20 protein-coding genes are annotated in these 19,195 nt (G+C 36.4%); 3 read left to right on the forward strand and 17 right to left on the reverse strand.

The features are described from left to right. Window positions 1-235 precede the first annotated feature (235 nt). The 16 genes from BUB45_RS19845 to BUB45_RS09045 all read right to left on the reverse strand — a co-directional run bounded on the left by BUB45_RS19845 (window position 236) and on the right by BUB45_RS09045 (window position 12,141). Entirely contained in the window at window positions 236-385 is a 150-nt protein-coding gene (locus tag BUB45_RS19845; RefSeq protein WP_162985847.1) for a hypothetical protein, read from the reverse strand. A gap of 650 nt (window positions 386-1,035) precedes the next feature. Then, complete coding sequence (gene hpf, locus BUB45_RS08975; RefSeq protein WP_073007597.1) at window positions 1,036-1,593, reverse strand: ribosome hibernation-promoting factor, HPF/YfiA family; 558 nt, start codon at window positions 1,591-1,593, stop codon at window positions 1,036-1,038. Between the two features lie 310 nt (window positions 1,594-1,903). Continuing rightward, window positions 1,904-2,257 (reverse strand): flagellar protein FliT, encoded by a 354-nt coding sequence (gene fliT / locus BUB45_RS08980; RefSeq protein WP_073007600.1) that lies wholly within the window; start codon window positions 2,255-2,257, stop codon window positions 1,904-1,906. Beyond that, window positions 2,257-2,658, reverse strand: a complete 402-nt coding sequence (gene fliS / locus BUB45_RS08985; RefSeq protein ID WP_073007602.1) for a flagellar export chaperone FliS — start codon at window positions 2,656-2,658, stop codon at window positions 2,257-2,259. The genes fliT and fliS overlap by 1 nt, the downstream gene beginning before the upstream one ends. Window positions 2,659-2,679: 21 nt before the next feature. Continuing rightward, complete coding sequence (locus tag BUB45_RS08990) at window positions 2,680-4,143, reverse strand: flagellar hook-associated protein 2 (protein WP_244527697.1); 1,464 nt, start codon at window positions 4,141-4,143, stop codon at window positions 2,680-2,682. A 148-nt stretch (window positions 4,144-4,291) separates the two neighbouring features. Beyond that, window positions 4,292-4,651 (reverse strand): flagellar protein FlaG, encoded by a 360-nt coding sequence (flaG, locus tag BUB45_RS08995; protein WP_073007604.1) that lies wholly within the window; start codon window positions 4,649-4,651, stop codon window positions 4,292-4,294. Window positions 4,652-4,791: 140 nt separating this feature from the next. Next, window positions 4,792-5,013, reverse strand: coding sequence for a carbon storage regulator CsrA (csrA, locus tag BUB45_RS09000; RefSeq protein ID WP_073007607.1), 222 nt, complete (start codon window positions 5,011-5,013; stop codon window positions 4,792-4,794). A gap of 2 nt (window positions 5,014-5,015) precedes the next feature. Next, window positions 5,016-5,465 carry a flagellar assembly protein FliW gene (gene fliW, locus BUB45_RS09005; RefSeq protein WP_073007609.1) on the reverse strand — a complete coding sequence of 150 codons (450 nt, stop codon included), beginning with the start codon at window positions 5,463-5,465 and terminating at the stop codon, window positions 5,016-5,018. Between the two features lie 291 nt (window positions 5,466-5,756). Next, window positions 5,757-6,329: a DUF6470 family protein gene (locus BUB45_RS09010; RefSeq protein WP_073007612.1), complete on the reverse strand. Its 573-nt coding sequence runs from the start codon at window positions 6,327-6,329 to the stop codon at window positions 5,757-5,759. 67 nt (window positions 6,330-6,396) lie between these two features. Continuing rightward, window positions 6,397-7,278 (reverse strand): flagellar hook-associated protein FlgL, encoded by an 882-nt coding sequence (flgL, locus tag BUB45_RS09015; protein ID WP_073007614.1) that lies wholly within the window; start codon window positions 7,276-7,278, stop codon window positions 6,397-6,399. An 8-nt stretch (window positions 7,279-7,286) separates the two neighbouring features. Further along, window positions 7,287-8,816 carry a flagellar hook-associated protein FlgK gene (gene flgK / locus BUB45_RS09020; protein ID WP_073007617.1) on the reverse strand — a complete coding sequence of 510 codons (1,530 nt, stop codon included), beginning with the start codon at window positions 8,814-8,816 and terminating at the stop codon, window positions 7,287-7,289. A gap of 14 nt (window positions 8,817-8,830) precedes the next feature. Continuing rightward, entirely contained in the window at window positions 8,831-9,322 is a 492-nt protein-coding gene (locus BUB45_RS09025) for a flagellar protein FlgN (protein WP_073007620.1), read from the reverse strand. 20 nt (window positions 9,323-9,342) lie between these two features. Next, a complete protein-coding gene (gene flgM / locus BUB45_RS09030; protein WP_073007623.1) occupies window positions 9,343-9,606 on the reverse strand; it encodes a flagellar biosynthesis anti-sigma factor FlgM in 264 nt (87 codons plus the stop codon). 241 nt (window positions 9,607-9,847) lie between these two features. Then, a complete protein-coding gene (locus BUB45_RS09035) occupies window positions 9,848-10,252 on the reverse strand; it encodes a TIGR03826 family flagellar region protein (RefSeq protein WP_073007626.1) in 405 nt (134 codons plus the stop codon). A 66-nt stretch (window positions 10,253-10,318) separates the two neighbouring features. Continuing rightward, window positions 10,319-10,996, reverse strand: coding sequence for a ComF family protein (locus tag BUB45_RS09040; RefSeq protein ID WP_073007629.1), 678 nt, complete (start codon window positions 10,994-10,996; stop codon window positions 10,319-10,321). After that, the gene (locus tag BUB45_RS09045) at window positions 10,993-12,141 is read right to left on the reverse strand and encodes an ATP-dependent helicase ComFA (RefSeq protein WP_244527699.1); all 1,149 of its coding nucleotides are present in this window, start codon (window positions 12,139-12,141) and stop codon (window positions 10,993-10,995) included. Before BUB45_RS09045 ends, BUB45_RS09040 begins: the two co-directional genes overlap by 4 nt. Before the next feature lie 593 nt (window positions 12,142-12,734). Between BUB45_RS09045 and BUB45_RS09050 the strand changes: the two genes are divergently transcribed. Next, window positions 12,735-13,082 carry an SCP2 sterol-binding domain-containing protein gene (locus tag BUB45_RS09050; RefSeq protein ID WP_073007635.1) on the forward strand — a complete coding sequence of 116 codons (348 nt, stop codon included), beginning with the start codon at window positions 12,735-12,737 and terminating at the stop codon, window positions 13,080-13,082. A 259-nt stretch (window positions 13,083-13,341) separates the two neighbouring features. On the opposite strand, the gene BUB45_RS09055 is transcribed toward BUB45_RS09050, so the two are convergent. Further along, window positions 13,342-14,835, reverse strand: coding sequence for a helix-turn-helix transcriptional regulator (locus BUB45_RS09055; protein ID WP_073007638.1), 1,494 nt, complete (start codon window positions 14,833-14,835; stop codon window positions 13,342-13,344). 334 nt (window positions 14,836-15,169) lie between these two features. Here BUB45_RS09055 and BUB45_RS09060 point away from each other — a divergent pair, with 334 nt between their 5' ends. Then, the gene (locus BUB45_RS09060) at window positions 15,170-16,375 is read left to right on the forward strand and encodes a DUF5011 domain-containing protein (protein WP_073007641.1); all 1,206 of its coding nucleotides are present in this window, start codon (window positions 15,170-15,172) and stop codon (window positions 16,373-16,375) included. A 306-nt stretch (window positions 16,376-16,681) separates the two neighbouring features. Further along, window positions 16,682-19,180, forward strand: a complete 2,499-nt coding sequence (locus tag BUB45_RS09065) for a YhgE/Pip domain-containing protein (protein ID WP_073007644.1) — start codon at window positions 16,682-16,684, stop codon at window positions 19,178-19,180. Window positions 19,181-19,195 lie beyond the last annotated feature (15 nt).

The raw sequence follows: 19,195 nt of genomic DNA on the forward strand, positions 1-19,195 counted from the left end.
AAAAGCCATGCTAAAGAACGTCACTGTCTTGAAAAAAGTAAGAAAATATGCAAGCATACGATACTACTTTGCTTTAGAGTAAACGTCATCATTCACTAAGAGCTTATTCTAAATGCTAGTAATATGCAGCTCAAACCATACAAAAGAGTGGTTCGGGGATGAACCACTCTTTTCAGAGAGGATAATTGGGGGTTTTGGGAGTTTACTTATTGCGAGGAAATTTTTACGGAGAAATTTATCGCTTTCGTTCCATTACTCCCTCCTTGTATGTAGCTAATTGTCGATTTAAAACTGCTACAATTTCCACAAGTTGGCTAATCGTTCTCTCATGTTGCTCTATTTTTTGAGTAATATGCTTTAGATAAAGACTTTTGTCACAATCCAATGGCTCACCTCCTACCCTTACATATTTTATATCACAAAAAGCCTTCATGAAGCGAACAGCCAAAATTAGTTTTTAGGCTTACAAACGACATAATTCTGCAATTTTAGGATAAAATACCCAGTGAATGAGTGGGTTTCTACCACATTTCACAACATTTTTACAAACATTATTTAAATTTAGTATAATGGACATCAATTTCCGACAAGATTTTTAGTCTGTTAGTAACACCTTCCTTATTAGCTACGCAGAAAACATACCAACTAAAATCATAGAAGTGTGATAACCAAAACAGCTGTAGGTACAATGTGGTTCTAGATTATTTTAAGAACAAAGGTGCAAGCGCCCGGTTAGCAACGTAAAGAGTGGAACGAATCAACGAAAGTTTTAGGAATCACGCTCCTGCAACAGGAGTATGCGGGCGCCCTCCGGCAAGTCCGTCTTTAGTTGGCCTTCCTATTTAGAACGAACCGATGATGACTTAGCTTAAGGCAATGTAGTGAAGTCGCCTAGTTGCTGGCGCTGGAGCCGGACGTGGCTATAAAACTTAGTTAGTTTATCCACAGCTGCAAAATTTTATAATTTCTTAGACCACTAAAAAAGTAAAAGCCAGCTGTCATAAAACAACTGGCTTTTACTTTTTATAAAATTTTTTATGCGTTTGGTTCAATTAACCCGTACTTTCCATCTTTTCTTCGGTACACAACGTTTGTTTCACCATTTACAGCGTTTTCAAAAACGTAGAAAGAATGACCGAGCATATCCATTTGTAACACCGCTTCTTCAGAGTCCATTGGTTTAAGGTCGAATCGTTTTGTTCGCACAATTTCTATATCGGAAGACTCTTCTTCTTGCTCTCCATTTAAAGCGTCTTTTTCTAATTCTGCAAAAACATGCTTAGGAGATCCTTTTTGTCTAAACTTTCTATTTACTTTTGTTTTATGTTTTCTAATTTGCCTTTCAAGTTTATCGACAACTAAATCAATAGCAGCGTAAAGGTCAACATGCTGTACCTCACCGCGCAATAACAAATTAGTCATCGGAATCGTCACTTCAATCCTTTGTTCATCATTATAGACACTTAAATTCACATGTACATCAGAAGCTAGCGGAGCATCAAAATACCTTTCTAACTTACCTATCTTCTTCTCCACGTAATCACGTATAGCCCCTGTTACCTCAAGATTTTCACCACGTATGTTAAAATTCATATCAGTGTCCTCCTTTCTCCTGCTACTTTCATTATACAACGTTTCCCATTAAATTTCCTGTAAAAACTATTAAAATGTAAAGAAATTGTTACATTAAATCGTTTAAACCTTGATACAACTAGGTTTAGTTAATTTACACTAAAAAACAAGTTAAGATAGCACGTATTTTTGGTAAATTTCTATCTTAACATCGGGGAAAATAATCGGGAGGAAAAAGCACTTTTTTCCTCCGATCTATTTAATAACTTGGCAATCCTTCATCAAGTAATAGAAAATGAACACAATCCCATTGCATAAAATTACACTGCATTTATTTTTTCCGATCTAAATAGATTCCATCTCGTGCTTGTATCGTTTCATATGGATGAATATACTTTCGGTTGGATTGTTTTTGTTTTTTCATTTGGCGCAATTCTACTTTCAAATCATCAAACAGTAACAGCATTCCGTGTTCAATTAACTTGTTTAATTGCATAATTTTTTTTGCTGTAGCTTTTTCTTCCTCTGAAAAAGGCGGTTTTAGTGCATTCATTTGTTCACCACGTTCTTCAATCAAGTCATTTACTTTCGAGATGATCGATTCGCGTTCTTTCGGTTCTATTTCTTGTTGAAGAAGATCATGTAAATGTTGGGTAGTATCATACAAGGAAGTTAACCGATTCATCACACTTGAGCACCTTTAGAGTATTGTTTTTTTCTAGTTTGTAAAATTACTTGCTTCCACGTATCCCGAAACTCGATAACAAAGCTAAGTACTTCTTCCAATGCCGCTTTATCATGTTGTGTGTTCGCCTCTGTTAAGCGGTGATGCATATATTCATAAAGTGACATAAACTGATTGGAAATATCAACTTCCATATTTAACGTAACCATTAACTCAAGAATGATATTTTGCGCCTTTTGGATATTTTTATTTTTAGCTTCAAACTGATCTCCATCTATATCCTTCATCGCTTGTTTAATAAATTTTATGCAACCGTTATAAAGCATTAACGTTAATTCGGAAGGTGACGCTGTATTTACTGCGTTATCTCGGTAAACTTGATGTTGCTTATTAAAAGACATATTGCTCACTCACTCCCATCCTTACATGCCACCACCGAATTGGGACATTAATTGCGCTGACTGTTGATTCATTCTTGAAATTGCTTTTTCCATTGCTGTGAATTGGTTCCAATAACGAGCTTCAGCCTGAGCAATTCGATCTTCAAGCGATTCCATCCGATCATCCACATCTTTCATTCGTTTCCCCAATGTATAACTTTCTAATGAAGGTGTTAAAATACTACCAGCTTTTTCACTGATTTGCTCTTTTGTTGTTTCCAGAGAATCTTCTAAACGTTGGATTAGTCCACGTGAATTTCCTTCGTCACTGTTAGTAAATAAATTTTGTACATCAGCAGGGTTTTCCCGAAGTGCTGTTTTCAGCTCTTTTTCGTTAACTATGAGCTTTCCGCCATCTAAATAGTCTTTGGATGTTTCAATTCCAACCTGTGTCAATGTTGTATATTCTCCGCCAGTATCTACCTTTTCGTACCAGCTAGAGCGCAGATTAAATAAGCCATTAGAAATTGTCGTGTCTCCTCGTAAAAGCCCACTTTTAGCTCTTTTTTCCCAAAGTTCAATTTCGTTCTCCGACATATCCTTTTTTTGTTCAGCGGTTAATGGTGGGTAATCACGATGACGCTCCTCTAACTGTGACTTGTGTAGCGCTTCTACGACTTCATTATACTTATCAACAAATTCCGTTATTCTCTCGTAGGAAGCGTCCACATCATTTGTTACAGTAAGGCTGACGTTTTTACCCTCTGTCTCTTGCTTAAATTCCAATGTCATTCCATTTATCTTATAGGAATTTGTTTTCGATTCCATGATTAACCCGCTATTATTGTATTCAAACTTCGCATTAGTACCGCCTGATTCCTTATCCATATCCATGTGAAGCACGTTAGCTAAAAATGAATTATTATCAAATTGAATTTCTGCACCATCACGGTAATTTCCTGTCCTTGTCGTTTCCATAATTACTTTTTCCGATTGTTCATCATAAAACATACGTACATTATTATCATCTCGAGATATTTTTTTTAATACGCCCGTTAATGTATCGCCTTTTTGAATCGTATACGTATATGGTACTTCTTCACCTTTTTCATTTATCGTATTAAAGGCTATTTCATCACCTTCAACTAGCTGTACATCTGATTTTACAGTATTTGTGCTTACATTAATCGCTGTACTGGCTAATTGATTCACTCTAATTTGATATGTACCATTGGCAACATCCGCATTTGCAGTTGCTGTTACTGCACCTTCTTTGGTTGAACTAACATTTTTTGCGTTATAAGCTACACTCTTCCTCATTTCAAACATTAAATCATCTAGCTCTGTTAGCTTGCTGTTGATTTCTCGAAAAGCATCTCGTTTCCATTCTAATTTCGTGCGGTCTTGCTCTAATTTATTTAATGGTATACGTTCCGCTTTCATTAATTTATCTACCATTGCTTCAATATCCATACCGCTTGCTAAGCCACCAACACGCATGACCATTTGTCTCGCCCCTTTACATTGTATTATTCAAATGTTTTTTTAAAGATTCGCTTTTCGCAAAACCCTTTATGGCGGAAAACCGCCATTATTTTACTTATACTCTAAAATTTTATCCTCTCTCAATAGTACAGAAGCCACTTTAAACGTTTTATATTTTCTCATCGATTAATATCCCCATATATTCCGCCATATCCGCATACATATCTAGCATTTTTTTCGGCGGTATTTCTTTTATAACTTCATCTGTTAATGGATTGACTACTGTCACATAGTATTCATTCAGCTTTTCATGGAATTTAAAACGTAGATCTGTTCGGAGTGGCTCAATAAATTCGTTCAGTTTTTCTACGGCTGTTTTCAGTTTATCTTTTGTCACGACCATGGACGGACGAATAACATCGGTCCGACTTTGATCGTTATTAATTGCCTCCTTCATCACCTTTTGCCGATCGTTACTCTGTTCTTGTAACTTAGGATGTGACCCGGTCCCAATGCGCTCTAATCGCATATTCATTTGCTCCACAACCTTTTTATTTTTATATCGGATTAACTGTACAATTATTTAATCTGTTTAGTAAAAATGCTATTAATGAAGAACTTATAACAATGCGGCAAAATATTTTAGCCTCTGGTTTGTTATGAAAATATCTATGTATTATCTTTTAAAAGATTCACTATTTCATTTGAAATATTTGCCGCTTTATTGTTTTCATGAGTGATGTCTAAATAGAGTTCTTTACGATAGATATCTACAGAAGTAGGAGCACTAATGCCGATTTTCACTTGATCGCCTTCCATACCAAGCACTTTTATCTCAATATCTTCACCGATTTGGATTGCCTCATTACGTTTACGAGTTAATACAAGCATATTTATTCTCCCTTCGCCATTAAAGGATCGTTTACAGTAATCGGCTCTCTCGTGTTGTATTGGTTCGTCTTAATTACAAACTGCTTACCACACCATTTGTTTGCATTAATAATTATCGGAGCTTGCAAATTAATCGTGCTATCCTTAAAAGGCTTCTTTAGGGTGACAATTGATAATACAACGATATCCGTTTCGTCTCTCAGTTTTAATGCTTGTACAATACTGTCGTCCAATTCAAATGCATAATTTGTATACATTTGGTAAGGATTCAATACAATAAATGCTATTTCTCTTTCTTTTGTAGATTGTAATAATTGGAATACAGATTGCTTAGGAAAATCAATTAAAACAAATTCTGTTTCTTGAGGAAATCCTAATATACCAGTTGGAAAATGGATAACTCTAGCAGAATCAATGTCCATCTTCCCAAAATATTTTGTCATTATACGCATAATCGTACTCCTTCCATTTCTTTAACTAATCTAATAGGTTGCAAAACATGATGTTTTAATTAAGTTAGATAACCGTACTGTTACACTTGTGTAGTATGGAATATTACTTTTCTTGCAGTACAAATTTACAATATTCTGTAGCAAAGACAAACCTCATTACATAGTGAATTTCCATTCGTCTAGGTTTCTTCCCCCTATGACCTAAAGCTTTTTCAAAAAAGGGATTTAAGGTGAAGTTATTTCCTAATTAGACTTGTTCAGCTTCTATCTTTTCTTCATGAAGTGCGAGTCTTATAATACCTTATCTTCAGGATAAACGACTTCAATCTGCAAATCTTGGTATTGCTTCATTTTGGTCAACACATCTCCAGGTACATAGTGATGCTCAGGTGAATTTGTTTGCACCTTAATATTTGGCTTTTTTGCTTGTACATCTATATGAAGTTCTGCTGGTTTATAGTCTATTTTCACTGAAAACGGAGAAGGGATAAAAGCTATTCCTAACCGTTTCATTGGTGTATATGCATTCATTTTTGCTTGAGATATTAGAGGATTTCCTTTTTGCTCAATCTTCATTAGTTCTGTTCCTTGCTGCGCACGTCTCTCTATCCCCTCTAAAACGGCTTGTTTTCCTTCTCTTGCAAATTGATCATTTCTTTGGAAAATAGACATTAAATTTGCATCGGCAAATGCCTTTGTTTGATCAATAGTTAACTTACTAGGAGTTGTCCGCATACTCACTTCTGCCTTAGGCTGTTGAATTGATATGTCTGCTTTTGGTTGCCGGATTGTTTGTTTTGGTTTCGTTTGTTGCAGTTCAATTTGAGCCATTTGGGATGTCATTTTCAGTTGAGGAATATTCATGCGTCATCGTTCCTTTCGTATTCATGACGGAAACCCTGCCGCCTAACAAAGGGACAGGGTTATGTTATTATCTCAAGAAATCAACAAGGGTTGGCTGGATAATTCTAGAACCCGTTGATAATGCGGCGCGATGTAAAAATTCCTGCGTAATTAAATTAGTAATGGCTTCACTATAATTAATATCCTCATTATCGGACATCATTTTTGTAGCCATTATTTTCTGATCACCCAGTCTATTTTCCACGAGTTCCAAACGATTCATGCGAGCTCCCAAGCCTGCTCTTGCATCAATAATTTGATTAATTCCTGTATCAAGTTCTGTAATACTTGCACCAATGTCCTCTTCAATACCTTCTTTGTCATAATCATCAAGCTTCTGAATAAAAGAATCGACTTTATTAAATAAACCATTACCGAACACTGCTTCTCCGTCCACGTTAGCTTGTAGTTCCAAACCAGCAGCAATAGGAATGTTAACAGATTCCGTATTAGGTAAAAAATCGCCATTTTGATCAAACGGGGAATTGGTCGTATCCGTCCCATTGAATATGTATTTACCATTTACTTTTGTATCTGCTATACTAATTAAATGCTCTTTCAATTGTTTAGCTTCTTCTTTTATACTCTTATATTCTTCATCATCATTCGTTCCATTACTTGCCTTAACTGCTAATTCCCGTAACTTTTGCATTGCTTTTGTAGCCTGATCAAGTGCTGCATCTGAGTTATCCATCCAATTATGTGCCTCGCCTGTATTCCGTAAGTACTGCTCCGCTTCATTTTCCTGCCTACGATAATTAATCCCCTTCATTGCTACAACTGGATTATCCGAAGGGCGATTTATTTTTTTCCCTGTTCTTACTTGTTCCATATACGTATCCAACTTCGTATAGCTATTGGACAAATTCCGTAACATGTTATTTGAAAGCATACTCTGCGTAATTCTCATACTACCATCTACCTCCCAACAAGACCCATATTATTAATGATACGGTCTAGCATCTCATCAATGGTTGTCATACTTCGTGCAGCAGCGTTATAAGCATGCTGAAATTTAATCATGTTAGACATTTCTTCATCTAAGGAGACACTGCTCACTGACATCCGTTGTTCTTCTACTTGTGATTTTAAGATCCCTGTATTTTCTGTCATTCGTTTAGCTTCTTCGGCTTCTACACCCATTTCTCCAATTAACGAATCATAAAAACTATTAATCGATGTATTCTCGCCTAACGGATTTCCAGCTAATGATTTATTCGTAAATACTTCAGAAAGCGCTAAGGCATTTGCTCCTTCTCCATCCGTGTCATTTGTACTTGCTGCAATGTTATCTGGCTCATCCATAATAAGTTGGTTTACCGTAATTCCAGCAGCACCGCTCTTACCGTTTTTAAAGGCGAAGAAATCAATACCGTCCGTTCCATCCAAAGCTTTTCCACTTTTATGTACACGATTAAATTCCTTAGCCATTTCGGTTGCCATTTTATCCAAATTCGTTAACATATCCGTGTAAGTGCCTTGAATTGCCCCATCACCGTCTATATCATGACCATAAGAATCAATGAGGCCTCCTAAGGTTCCATTTGATTCAAGAACATTAAATGTTTCTCCATTTACACTTATGCCGGTTACTGATGCATACGGATCAGAGCCATACTCCGGATCATCAAACTCATTAATCTGCTGTTGGCCAGATGTTCCGTTTATTAAAACGATATTAGGTTGAAAAGAATTACCAGTGTTATCTACAACTTCAATGGAGGCTATTCCATCAGCTATCTTTGGCGAACTTTCAGAGCTTTTAGAGTAGGTTACTTTTATATTCATTTTACTCGATAATTTATCAATGAGGTTATCTCTACGATCGTATAGATCATTAGGTAAATAACCATGCGGCTCAAGCTCACTAATTTGTTCGTTCAGACTGCCAATTTGCCGTAATAATGAATTTGTTTCTTTTACCGTTGTATCAATTTGATTTTTTAAGTCTGTTCTATGGGAAGATAACGATTTAGATAAATGCTGAAAAGTTTCTGCTACTGCCATGCCACGATTTGCAACAACAGATCTCGCTCCGGAGTTATCGGGATTCACTGCCAATTCTTGCAGGGAATTCCAAAATTTTTCCATTGTACTTGCTAATCCGTTGTCAGATGGTTCATTTAATACTGTTTCCATTCTGCTAAGAGCTTCTGATTTTGAAGTCCAAAAACCTGATTTACTATTTTCAGACCGAAATTGATAATCTAAAAATTTATCGCGTACGCGTTGAACAGAGCCAGCTTCAACACCTGTGCCTATTTGTCCAGGTATTTCAGGACGGTTTCTTGAAGCAGCAGGGTAAGGAGTCGTCGTTTCAAAATTAACCCGTTGCCTCGTATAGCCTTCTGTATTCGCATTGGAAATATTATGCCCCGTTGTATATAATGCTGATTGTTGCGCAAACAGCGCCCGTTTTGCCATTTCTAATCCATGAAAACTACTCATCTTACGGCCTCCTATTAAACCTTTGAGTCAAATAAAGACTGTTTAGATCTTACTTGCTTTTCCTTATTCGTTCCATAATTCATTGATTCAATTGTTGGATTCATGAGATCCAGAGAAAAGTGAACAAATTGTAAAGACTGTTGAATTAACATACGGTTCAATTGCTCTTGTTGTTTCAACTGCGCCATTGTCCTCGTTAGCTCCGTTGTTATTTCGATTAGCTGTTCTTTGTCATTTTCAGATTCTACTTGAGATAGAAGCGTCGTAACAGTTTTCTCTTGCTTCTGAGGCTGATTAGCCTCAAACCAAGTAGCCATATATTGTTGTCGTTCTTTCTCTACTTTCTCCATTTTTCTAGACAGTTTACGTTCTCTAGCTATAATAGATGATAATGTATCCACATCGCCGTTTTTTACAACGTTTGTTTTCGTCTTTGAGAGATCAACGAATTCTACATGTAAATGTAATAATTCTTCTAATATGTCTATAATCGGTTTTAAACTCAAGCAAATCCTCCTTTCCTTCATTACTTTCCAGTAAAGAAATCAATTAATTTCTGCGCTGTTTGATCATAGTTCATTTTATACTCACCAGATTCTATCATTTCTTTTAGTCGATCTATTTTGGCATTTCTTGTATTATTTTCCCTATTGTCCTCATGCAACTGTTTTGCTTCATTTGATATTTCTAATTGGTCTTTTTTCATTGTTTGTTTAACTTCCGTTTGTTTAGGCAGTTGTTGTTTATGGTATGGGTTAAAGTCAGATTGATTAGGCCCATTTATTTTCATTTCCACTCCACCTCTTTTAGAGCAAATTCCAATGACTACTTCTATTATCGGATTACATCATTAATTATTGAAGCTATTATTTACAAGTGATTGATCTATGTTATTAAAACGTGAATCTTCAATCTTGGACGTTTTCTTTCATTGCTCTGGTTAGACTAGGGCAGCAATATTTCTTAATTGGAATTTTCCACACCTATATCTGGCATAAACATATAATACTTAGTACCACATTCCATTGTTATTAATTATCAAACGAGTAATACGTTTTTTGTCTATCTTTTTCTTCTATTCGCCTTTCTTTTTGCGCTTCATACTGTTGTAAGTCTTTTTTTAAATTCTCTCTACAGGAGATACATAAATTGCCTGCAGTAATGCGGTTACCACAATGACTACATGGATAACCAATGTTCGGGAATTCAGATGGCAATAAACGTTTTTCTTTAATAAATTTAATAATTAATTCCTCATCTACACCTGTGTTTTCAACAATTTCAGACATTGTCGCTTCTCTATTTTTTCGTTTGGACATAAATTGATAAACAGTTCGAAACGCTTCCTCCTCTTGTTGGTAGCAATTTTGACAAATTGTACGTGCTCCTTTTAAGAATAAACGATCACAACGAGAACAGTTTGCTAATTCTGCCATAATAGATCCCCACTTTCCATTGAAATCCGCTTCAAGCATTTTCTCTTATTATAACACGGTCATACACTAGCTTCGAATAAGTGTAAAGGAAATTACATTAGGGCAGCCTTGCTCTAACAATACTCTAGCTGCGTGCCTCAATGTCATTCCTGTCGTATATATATCATCGACTAAAATAACAGGTTTGTTAAGCGATTTTTTTAATCTAAAGGGATTTGCGGATTTCATCCTTTCTTCTTTTGATTTTTTTGCTTGTTTTTCACTCCCAATCCGTTCTAAATAATTCGCTTTTGGGATGGGGAGAAACTCAGCTAACATGGCTGCTTGATTAAATCCACGCTCCTCTTGTCTTTCTTCACTTAAAGGAATCGGCACTGCTACATACGCCTTTGAAGTAGTCTTTATCATGCGTTTAAAGTGGATACGAAATGTTTTTTTAAACACATTACCAAGTTCATAATCTCCTTGATACTTCCATTTCGTGATGATTTCTTGCATGAAATTATTATACGGGTAAACTGAATAGTTTCTAGCTAAACTATCCTTTGAAGGAGTTTTTTCCCAATGGATACAATCCAAACAGTTCCCTTTTGTACTCGAACGACTGCATCTTGTGCAACGTGGGCCATCTATTGCCACTAATAACTCATTGCAAGCATCACAAATAACTTTTGCTTCTGGATAAAGCGCGGTTCTCCACGTTACTTCAGGGAGAATATTCTTTTCACAAAGTAGACATGTCATCTTGTATATCCTCCTAGTCGATTCATTCTTTTAATGAAGCGGATGGCTCGCACCATGGCATTTGTTTTTCCATCATGAAAGAAAACGACTTCCCCGTCAGGATCTTCTGCGCTTCTTCCTGCCCGTCCTGCAATCTGAACGAGCGCTGCTTCATCAAATACAGAATGACCAGCGTCTATGATAGCCACATCAACAGAAGGAAAAGTGACGCCTCTTTCTAAAATGGTCGTGGTGACTAATACTAGGAGCCTTTTATTTCTAAATTGAGAAATTTTTCGTTCTCTTTCAGGATCAGATGCATGTACAGAGGTTATTTCTGATGCATCTTTAATTATTTTATGGTTAAAAAGAATAGTATATATTTGACTAGCTACTTTTTCTGTAAGAGAGATCGTTGGAAGGAAAATCAAGAGTTGACGTTGCTTGTTTTCTCGCTGACAAAGCCACCGGATAAATGCGCGAGGAACGGTTCCCTCTTGTAATTGCTTGTGTAGAGAAAAGCACATGCACATCTGAGGAACAGGGAGGGGATAACCGTGATAACGGGTTGGCACAAAAACATGTTTCAACTGATTCCACTGTAGTTTACGTCGTTCTTTACGTCTAGGAGTAGCAGTTAAATAAATCATTGTACCTGAAGTCTTTAAAGCTCTTTCTGTAGCAAAGGCTAAAGAAGTATCTGCATGATATGGAAAAGCATCTAACTCATCAATAATGACCACATCAAATGCATGTTCAAAGCGTAAAAGTTGATGGGTGGAAGCAATAATGATTTGCGAGGAGCCTCTCTTTTCCTCGCTGCCTCCGTATAACGCTTGAATCGGTATGGTTGAAAAAGCTTCTTGTATTCTCGGAAGTAGCTCCCTTACTACATCGACTCTCGGAGTAGCAAGACAAATGCGCATCCCTTGCCGTAAAGCTCCTTCAATACCAGCAAATAGCATCTCTGTTTTTCCAGATCCGCAAACAGCCCATACTAAAAGCGCAGATTCTTGCTGCAAAATAGCATCACGGATTGTTTCAGAAGCCTTGGTTTGCGCATCAGTGAGTTGACCTTCCCAAGTACAAGCCGACTCATGCTTTTGCCAACAAGCTGGCTCACCATTCCACCGATACAGTGGCTCTGTCTCTATTACTCGCCCCATTTGGATGCAATTACGGCAGTATGCAATAAGGCGTTTCTTATTGAAGTCATACATGTTGGAGAATTGAGATTTTTTTCGATTCCCACAACGTCGACATATTTTGATAAATGGAGTTTTTATGATAGATGAAATCGGTGTAAATATGTTTTGACCGAGAAACGCGTGGAATAAATCTTCATCAAGAGGAATTTCTTTTCGGAGCAGTAATTTTCCTTCACAACGTTTGACAAGTTCTAAGTATAGCGAGGTAGTAAGTTTTTCGATCATCTTCATCTCCTTTACTTGTATTAATTATATAAAGTAGGACAGATAGCAATAGAGGTACACTTTTTAGAGAACTTGACTTACCGGAGAACAAACTATAATTACTTATCTGCTCATAGGTGGTGTTCAGAAGGGGGCGTATATAGTCCATCATAGCAAATGAAATAGGGTTTATAAAGTGACAATTGCAAGTTTTCTTTCGCGTAACTAAAAAAGTAAATTTGCTCTAGAAATTTCGTGAAAAACCCTACTTTTTTCGTGCTAGTACAAAATGATACGAACTTTTATAATTTAAACGTATTGAGCTTTTATAAGGAGGATGTAATTATATGTCACAAACCGCTAACCTGCTTAAGAAAATAACGGAAGCTTTAAAAGAAGATTCTTCCTTAATAGATGATATGGATGTCGTTTATCAGTTTAATTTAAAAGGCGATTATCCAACCACTTACCAACTACTATTACGCGGAAAAGACAGTTATGTGGTAGAAGGAGAAGCTATAGAAGCCGATTGTATTTTATTTATGAAAGAAGAGCATTTTCTTCAGCTAGCGACAGGTAAATTAACCGGGACTAAGGCGCTCTTTACTGGTAAGTTGAAAATGGAAGGAAATGTGAAATTGGCATTAAAATTAGAACGTATTCTATCTGCTTATAATCAAAATAAGACCGTTTAAGTTTTAACGACTTCCGAAAGAGGTCTCCCTCTTCAAGCGTGTAAAGGGCTGAGCTCAATGGTAAGGGGGAGTGAATTTCGGTTGGGCGATAGCTTTAAGGTTCTTTTCTCTGACATTTGGTATAATCAGTCTCATAATATAACATTGAAATGACTATGTTCATTTTTCTTCAAAGCACAACCCAACAGTAAATGATCGAATTCATTAATGCCTATAAAAGTGCCAGCTTCAGGTTAGGGTGGTATGTGGTGAGAGCAGTTCACATGATACCTTTTCTAATTGCATAAGCAACCGCCTCTGTCCTGTTTTTCACCCCCATTTTCCGCATAATTGCCGTCATATAATCACGGACTGTATACTCGCTTAAATGTAATTTATCAGCCGCACTACTCGTTGACTCTCCTTCTGCCATCAGTGCTAAAACTTCAACTTCTCTCACAGTTAAGCAGAATGAGCGTTTATCTATAAGCGGTTTTTTTTCGAACTTTCCAATCACTTCTCCTGCACTTTGTCCAAATTTAAGTAAAGCCGTATATGCGTCTTGAGAGATAGAAAATTGGCTATAAGGCCCTTGATCAAGAATAGCTGCACCTATAAGCCTATTATTTGAAGGTTGATACAGCGGAGCTACAACAATAGACTTCAATTGAAATTTATTAATGTATTCAATAGGAAAGCTTTCCTTTGCATCCGTAATGAAAAGAGGCTGCAGATATTTCATCCCTTCTCCAAACAGCTGCAATAACTTCATTCCTTTGTCAATCAAAGGAAGATTTCGTACATCCTCTATTATTTCTTGAATTGCTTTATTATCAAATTGATGACCTAACAAGCCACTTCCCACTCTATCATCTGATGAATAGGAAAAAACACCACATCTTTCAAAAGGTAAATAATTAACGAAGCCTTGTGTAACTAATTTCACAGATTCATCAAATGTTTTTGCTTGAATAATGGATTCATAAAACATAATAACAGAGTCCTTCCATTGCTGTTCTTGACAATGTACCTTTAATCTCCTTGAACTGTTTTCAAATATTTGCAGTATATAGTTTATAAAAGGAATCGTATAGCCAGCTCCTTTTCTATCTATACATATTAAAAGTGTACTATACTTATAGGGTATGGTAATTGTATTTTTGTTATTGGAATATGGCATACTTTTTAATAATTCTTCTGTTAAATTAAAAAAGGTGCTAGCTTTAAAATCATGAGATGGACGGTTCGATTGTTTATTACTCTGAAACCATTTGCTGATGTAAAATACTTGCTCATTTTTTTCCACGACTGCTATCCAATCAATTGGAAATTGTTCCGAATTTACAAGTTGATCAAGAAAATCATCTATAGTAAATAGAAAATCATGTTTATCTTTAAGCATATGGTCCCGCATCTTCATAAACACATATTGAATGGCTTGCAGATCACTATAATCATATTTTGACTTCCGTTTAACTACCCTATGGACAGCAATTTCCATTAAAGTAATAACAAATTGGTTCATGGGTTGACTTACAGATTCTCTCTTCCCAACTTCGTTTATTTTAATTAATAAAGCTTCTTTATCATATTGAGAATCAAAGATTAAATCTGAAAGCATTTGTAATGAAATAGGGATTTTTGCTAACTTCGTTTCACCACTTTCAAAATACCCTGAAACTTGTTTCCAATGATACTCAATTTGTTTTTGGTTTTCTCTTAATAAACGTAAACCATACTGAAAAAAAGTATCCATATATTGGTCTAACCGCATTTCTTTCGCCCCTTTTCTTTTTTAGATAAAAGTTAATAACAATTACCTCACCAACCCCTTTTATGAATGATTATTCATTCATAACCAGACGACAATCCTACAATTATAGGGTGTAGTACTGCTCTTTTTTTGAAATGCTACAATTTTCGGAATTGATTAAACAACAAAAAGAATCTACAGTTACATTAACAACTTTCAGTATAACAGATATGATTTTCCATTTCTGTACTATAACTGAATTTATATTAACAAATAATGAAAAGGTTTACAACATGATGCAAACATCGTTGAAAGGAGCGTGATATCAAAAAACGCATTTAGGAAAGCATTATAAATGAAGAAGGAGGAGATTCTCATTCATAAATTCCCAAAAAAATTAATCATGGTATTGTTGAGTATTTTTATTGTGTTTTTCTATAGTGGTGGGATGAAGACGGCTCATGCTCAAGAAACGACAAAATCATTTAATTATGTATGTACAGCCAATACTTCTTTTGGTGAGATCGCTATTAATATGAACGTTACACCAACTGCCACAGTACCAAACAAAGTACAAGCCAATCAGGAGTTTTCTGTTTCTAATATACAAACTACGATTGGTGTAGACTTAACCGGACAAATCGAACCATTAAAGGGATTTATTAACCCATTTAACGGTCATGTAAATCAATTGGACCTAACATCGTCAAATGAAACAGTGAATGTGTTTGGTTCGGAAGGAGTGGCTATTCCCGAGACCCCATTTGATCCCAACGATACCCAGATTTCCTTTCAAATTAGTGGCAATGATACAAGTTTCAATGCAGGAGAGAATGATGTAAACATTCATGTAGGTGAAATAGAAGCAGAAATTTATGCAAAATTAGGCACGACACCAATTGATCTACCTGTCACTTGTACGCCTCCAGAAGATACACTGTTTACAACAGTAAAAGTGGAAGAAAAGCTGGATAATCAAGCACCAGTTATTACGTTAAAGGGTGATAACCCAATGAGTATAAAAGTTGGTGAAACATACAACGATCCAGGAGTCATGGCTAAAGATGAAATAGATGGGGACCTAACTAAGCAAGTCATAGTTTCTGGTGATGTGAATACTGAAAAACCAGGGGAATACAACATTACATATACAGTAGAAGATAAGGCTGGAAATCAAGCGACAGCTACTCGGACTGTATATGTAGAAGCTGCAGAACCAGATGACGATGAAAAGCCGAGTGATGGTGAAAATCCGGGCGATGGTGAAAAGCCGAGTGATGGTGAAAAACCTAGTGACGGTAAAAAGCCAGGTGATAATGAACAACAGGATGATGGCGAAAAACCGGGTAATGGTGAAAAAACTGATGACGGTGAAAAGCCAGGCGATGATGAAAACCCAGAAGAAAATAATTTAGGTGCAGGAAATAATGACAATAAACCTGGTAATGGAGCAGTGCTTCCAAATACAGCAACGAACATACCGTTCACATTATTAATTGGTGCAATACTTCTAGCTGCAGGCGCTTCCATACCTTTGTTTAGAAAGTATATTTTTAATTAAACATGGAAGTTGGCAGTGAAAATCTGTATTGATTTTCATTGCCTTTTTAGAAAGTGGTACTAAAGTCAATTTCCTAAACTTATAATCTATCGAGTAAATAGATAGAAAATCACAACGACACATCTTACATCAAAATCTATACTTAATTCATGTTTTTTAGAAAATTTGGCTTGCCGTCAACCCTTATTGGAGAAAACTTCTACATACTTTAAAATTCCACACTGCCACTGTACAAAGGAAGTGCCGGCTTACAAGCATTTGAACAACACCTAGAAGCCAACAAGATAATTCAAAGGAGGATATGATATGGGAAAATCAGGTTATATTTCCGCAGAAATAAAACGTATTTTCCAAAATAAACATGTAATTCTTACCGTCTCTTTAGCTATATTCGTCCCACTTCTATATGCAATGATTATGTTGTCACCAAAATGGGGGCCTTATGACAATACGAATAACTTACCAGTAGCAGTAGTAAACAAAGACCAAGGTGCGATGTCAGATGGTGAGCGTCTAAACATCGGCGATAGTTTAATGGCTAGCTTGAAGGAAAACGAATTGCTAGGCTGGGAGTTTGTATCGTCCAAAGAAGCGAAAAAAGGCATGGATAATATGAAATATTATATGATGATTGAAGTGCCAGAAGACTTCTCAACAAAAGCCTTGACCGTTCTGGATGAAGAGCCAATAAGACCTACATTACAATACACGCAAAATGAAGGGCTACACTTCATGGCAGCACAAGTTACTGATAAAGCTGCTGAATCAATAAAAACGCAGTTATCTACACAAATAACCACAACATATGTAGAAAATGTAGTCGCTCAATTAAAAGAAGTATCAGGTGGATTTACAGAGGCCTCAGATGGCGCGAAACAAATCAATCATGGGTCTAATGAACTAAAAAATGGGTCTGAGCAAATTCTCGATTCTTTAAATGAAAAATCCTCCGATATCAAACGATTAGCAGATGGAGCTCAACAATTAGAAGATGGGTCCCAAACGATGAAAGAATCGCTGGTTTATAAACAGAAAGATATCACAAGTCTTGCTAACGGTGCGCGAGAATTAAATATAGGAACAGGCACACTTTTAAGCAACTTACAAAATAAAACAAATGATGTCACAAAATTAGCTGATGGCTCTTCACAGGTACATGAAGGAACGATACAGTTAATGAACGCTTTACAAGAAAAATCAGCTGATATTACTCGTCTATCCAATGGGGCTTCCGAATTAGCAGATGGAGCGAACGAACTGCACACTGGTTCCACAAATTTATTGACAGGCGCAAAACAAGCAAAAGATGGAACAACACAACTGAAAAATGGGCTTAGTGAAAGGATTATCCCCGGAAGCGAACAATTAGCTACAGGAGTTCAACAAGCCCAAGCAGGTGTTCACGATACCATTCAATCCATGCAAAGCTTACAAACAGCGCTGCAAGAATTACCCAACAGTGTTGACGGACTAGAAGATAATGCTTTATACAACATCATTATGGCTCAACTAAATGAAACTTTAAAAACAAGCCCACAAAAACAAAAAGATTTTCAAAAGCTTGTTAACGGAGCAAATCAATTACGAGACGGCCTAAAAAATGAGCTAAGTGTAGGTGTGACCGATTTGAACAACGGTCTTGAGCAACTTGTAGAAGGTCAACAGCAATTTCAAAACGGTATAATCGAACTAGAAGAAGGAGCGAATGAAGTAGCAGCTGGGAATAAAACCGTAGAAACAGGATGGAAAGAGTTACAGACAAACGTAGCTACACTACAGGAAGGAACCAAGCAAATTAAAGACGGTAATCTAACTGTAAAAAGTGGGTGGAGTGAACTTACAGCTGGTACGGAACAATTGTATAATGGCTCCAGACAAGTACGCGATGGAAACAAAACAGTAGAGCTTGGGTGGCAAGAATTGTCTGCTGGTGCAATAGAACTGGAAGATGGTTCTAGTCAAGTACGCGCAGGAAATCAAACTGTAGAAGAAGGCTGGGAAACATTAACAGACGGGGTTACACAAGTAGACGGGGGCCTAGCAGAATTATCGGATGGAAGTGAAGAATTACAAGCAGGTTTAGAGGAAGGCGCTACGCAAACGAACAATTTAAACCTTGCCGAAGAAAATATTTCCATGTTTGCGGAACCTGTTGTTTTAGATGGAGAAGTAATGAATAGTTTTCCTTTTTACCGTGATTCAAACGCACCATACATTTTAACATTAGCGCTTTATGTTGGTATTTTAATTATGTCCTTTGCAGTTAAATATCGCCATCCTGTTATTATTCCCCCATCAGCAACAGCTTGGTTTACTGGCAAAGCGATAAAGCTAATAATGCTTGCTATTCTACAAGCATTAATCCTATCTTTATACACACTCGTATTCCTAAATTTAGATGTACAAAGTGGTGTTTCTTTCGTCTTGTTGTCTATCATGGTAAGTTTAACTTTCTTAATGATTATTTTATTCTTAGTAAGTGCAGCTGGAAATGTTGGGAGATTTATAGCATTGGCATTCGTTATCCTGCAATTGCCCACAACCGGGTCATCTTTACCAATTGATATGCTCCCAGAAGAATTACGTCAAATGAGTACCTTCTTACCGTTCACGTATTCGCTTGAAAGTTACCGAAGTATTATAACTTTAGGCATAACCTCCAATACATGGGAGAGCGTTGGCGTGCTATTCCTATATTTTAGTATTTTCACATTACTTTCTATGATTGTGTTCTATATTCGATTTAAATCTATGAGAAAACAAATGCATTATCAAAATAGTAATGCTAAGGAATCCGTTAGCTAACAATACTGAAAAGAG

This window comes from Virgibacillus chiguensis (assembly GCF_900129865.1).
Classification (GTDB): Bacteria; Bacillota; Bacilli; order Bacillales; family Amphibacillaceae; genus Virgibacillus; species Virgibacillus chiguensis.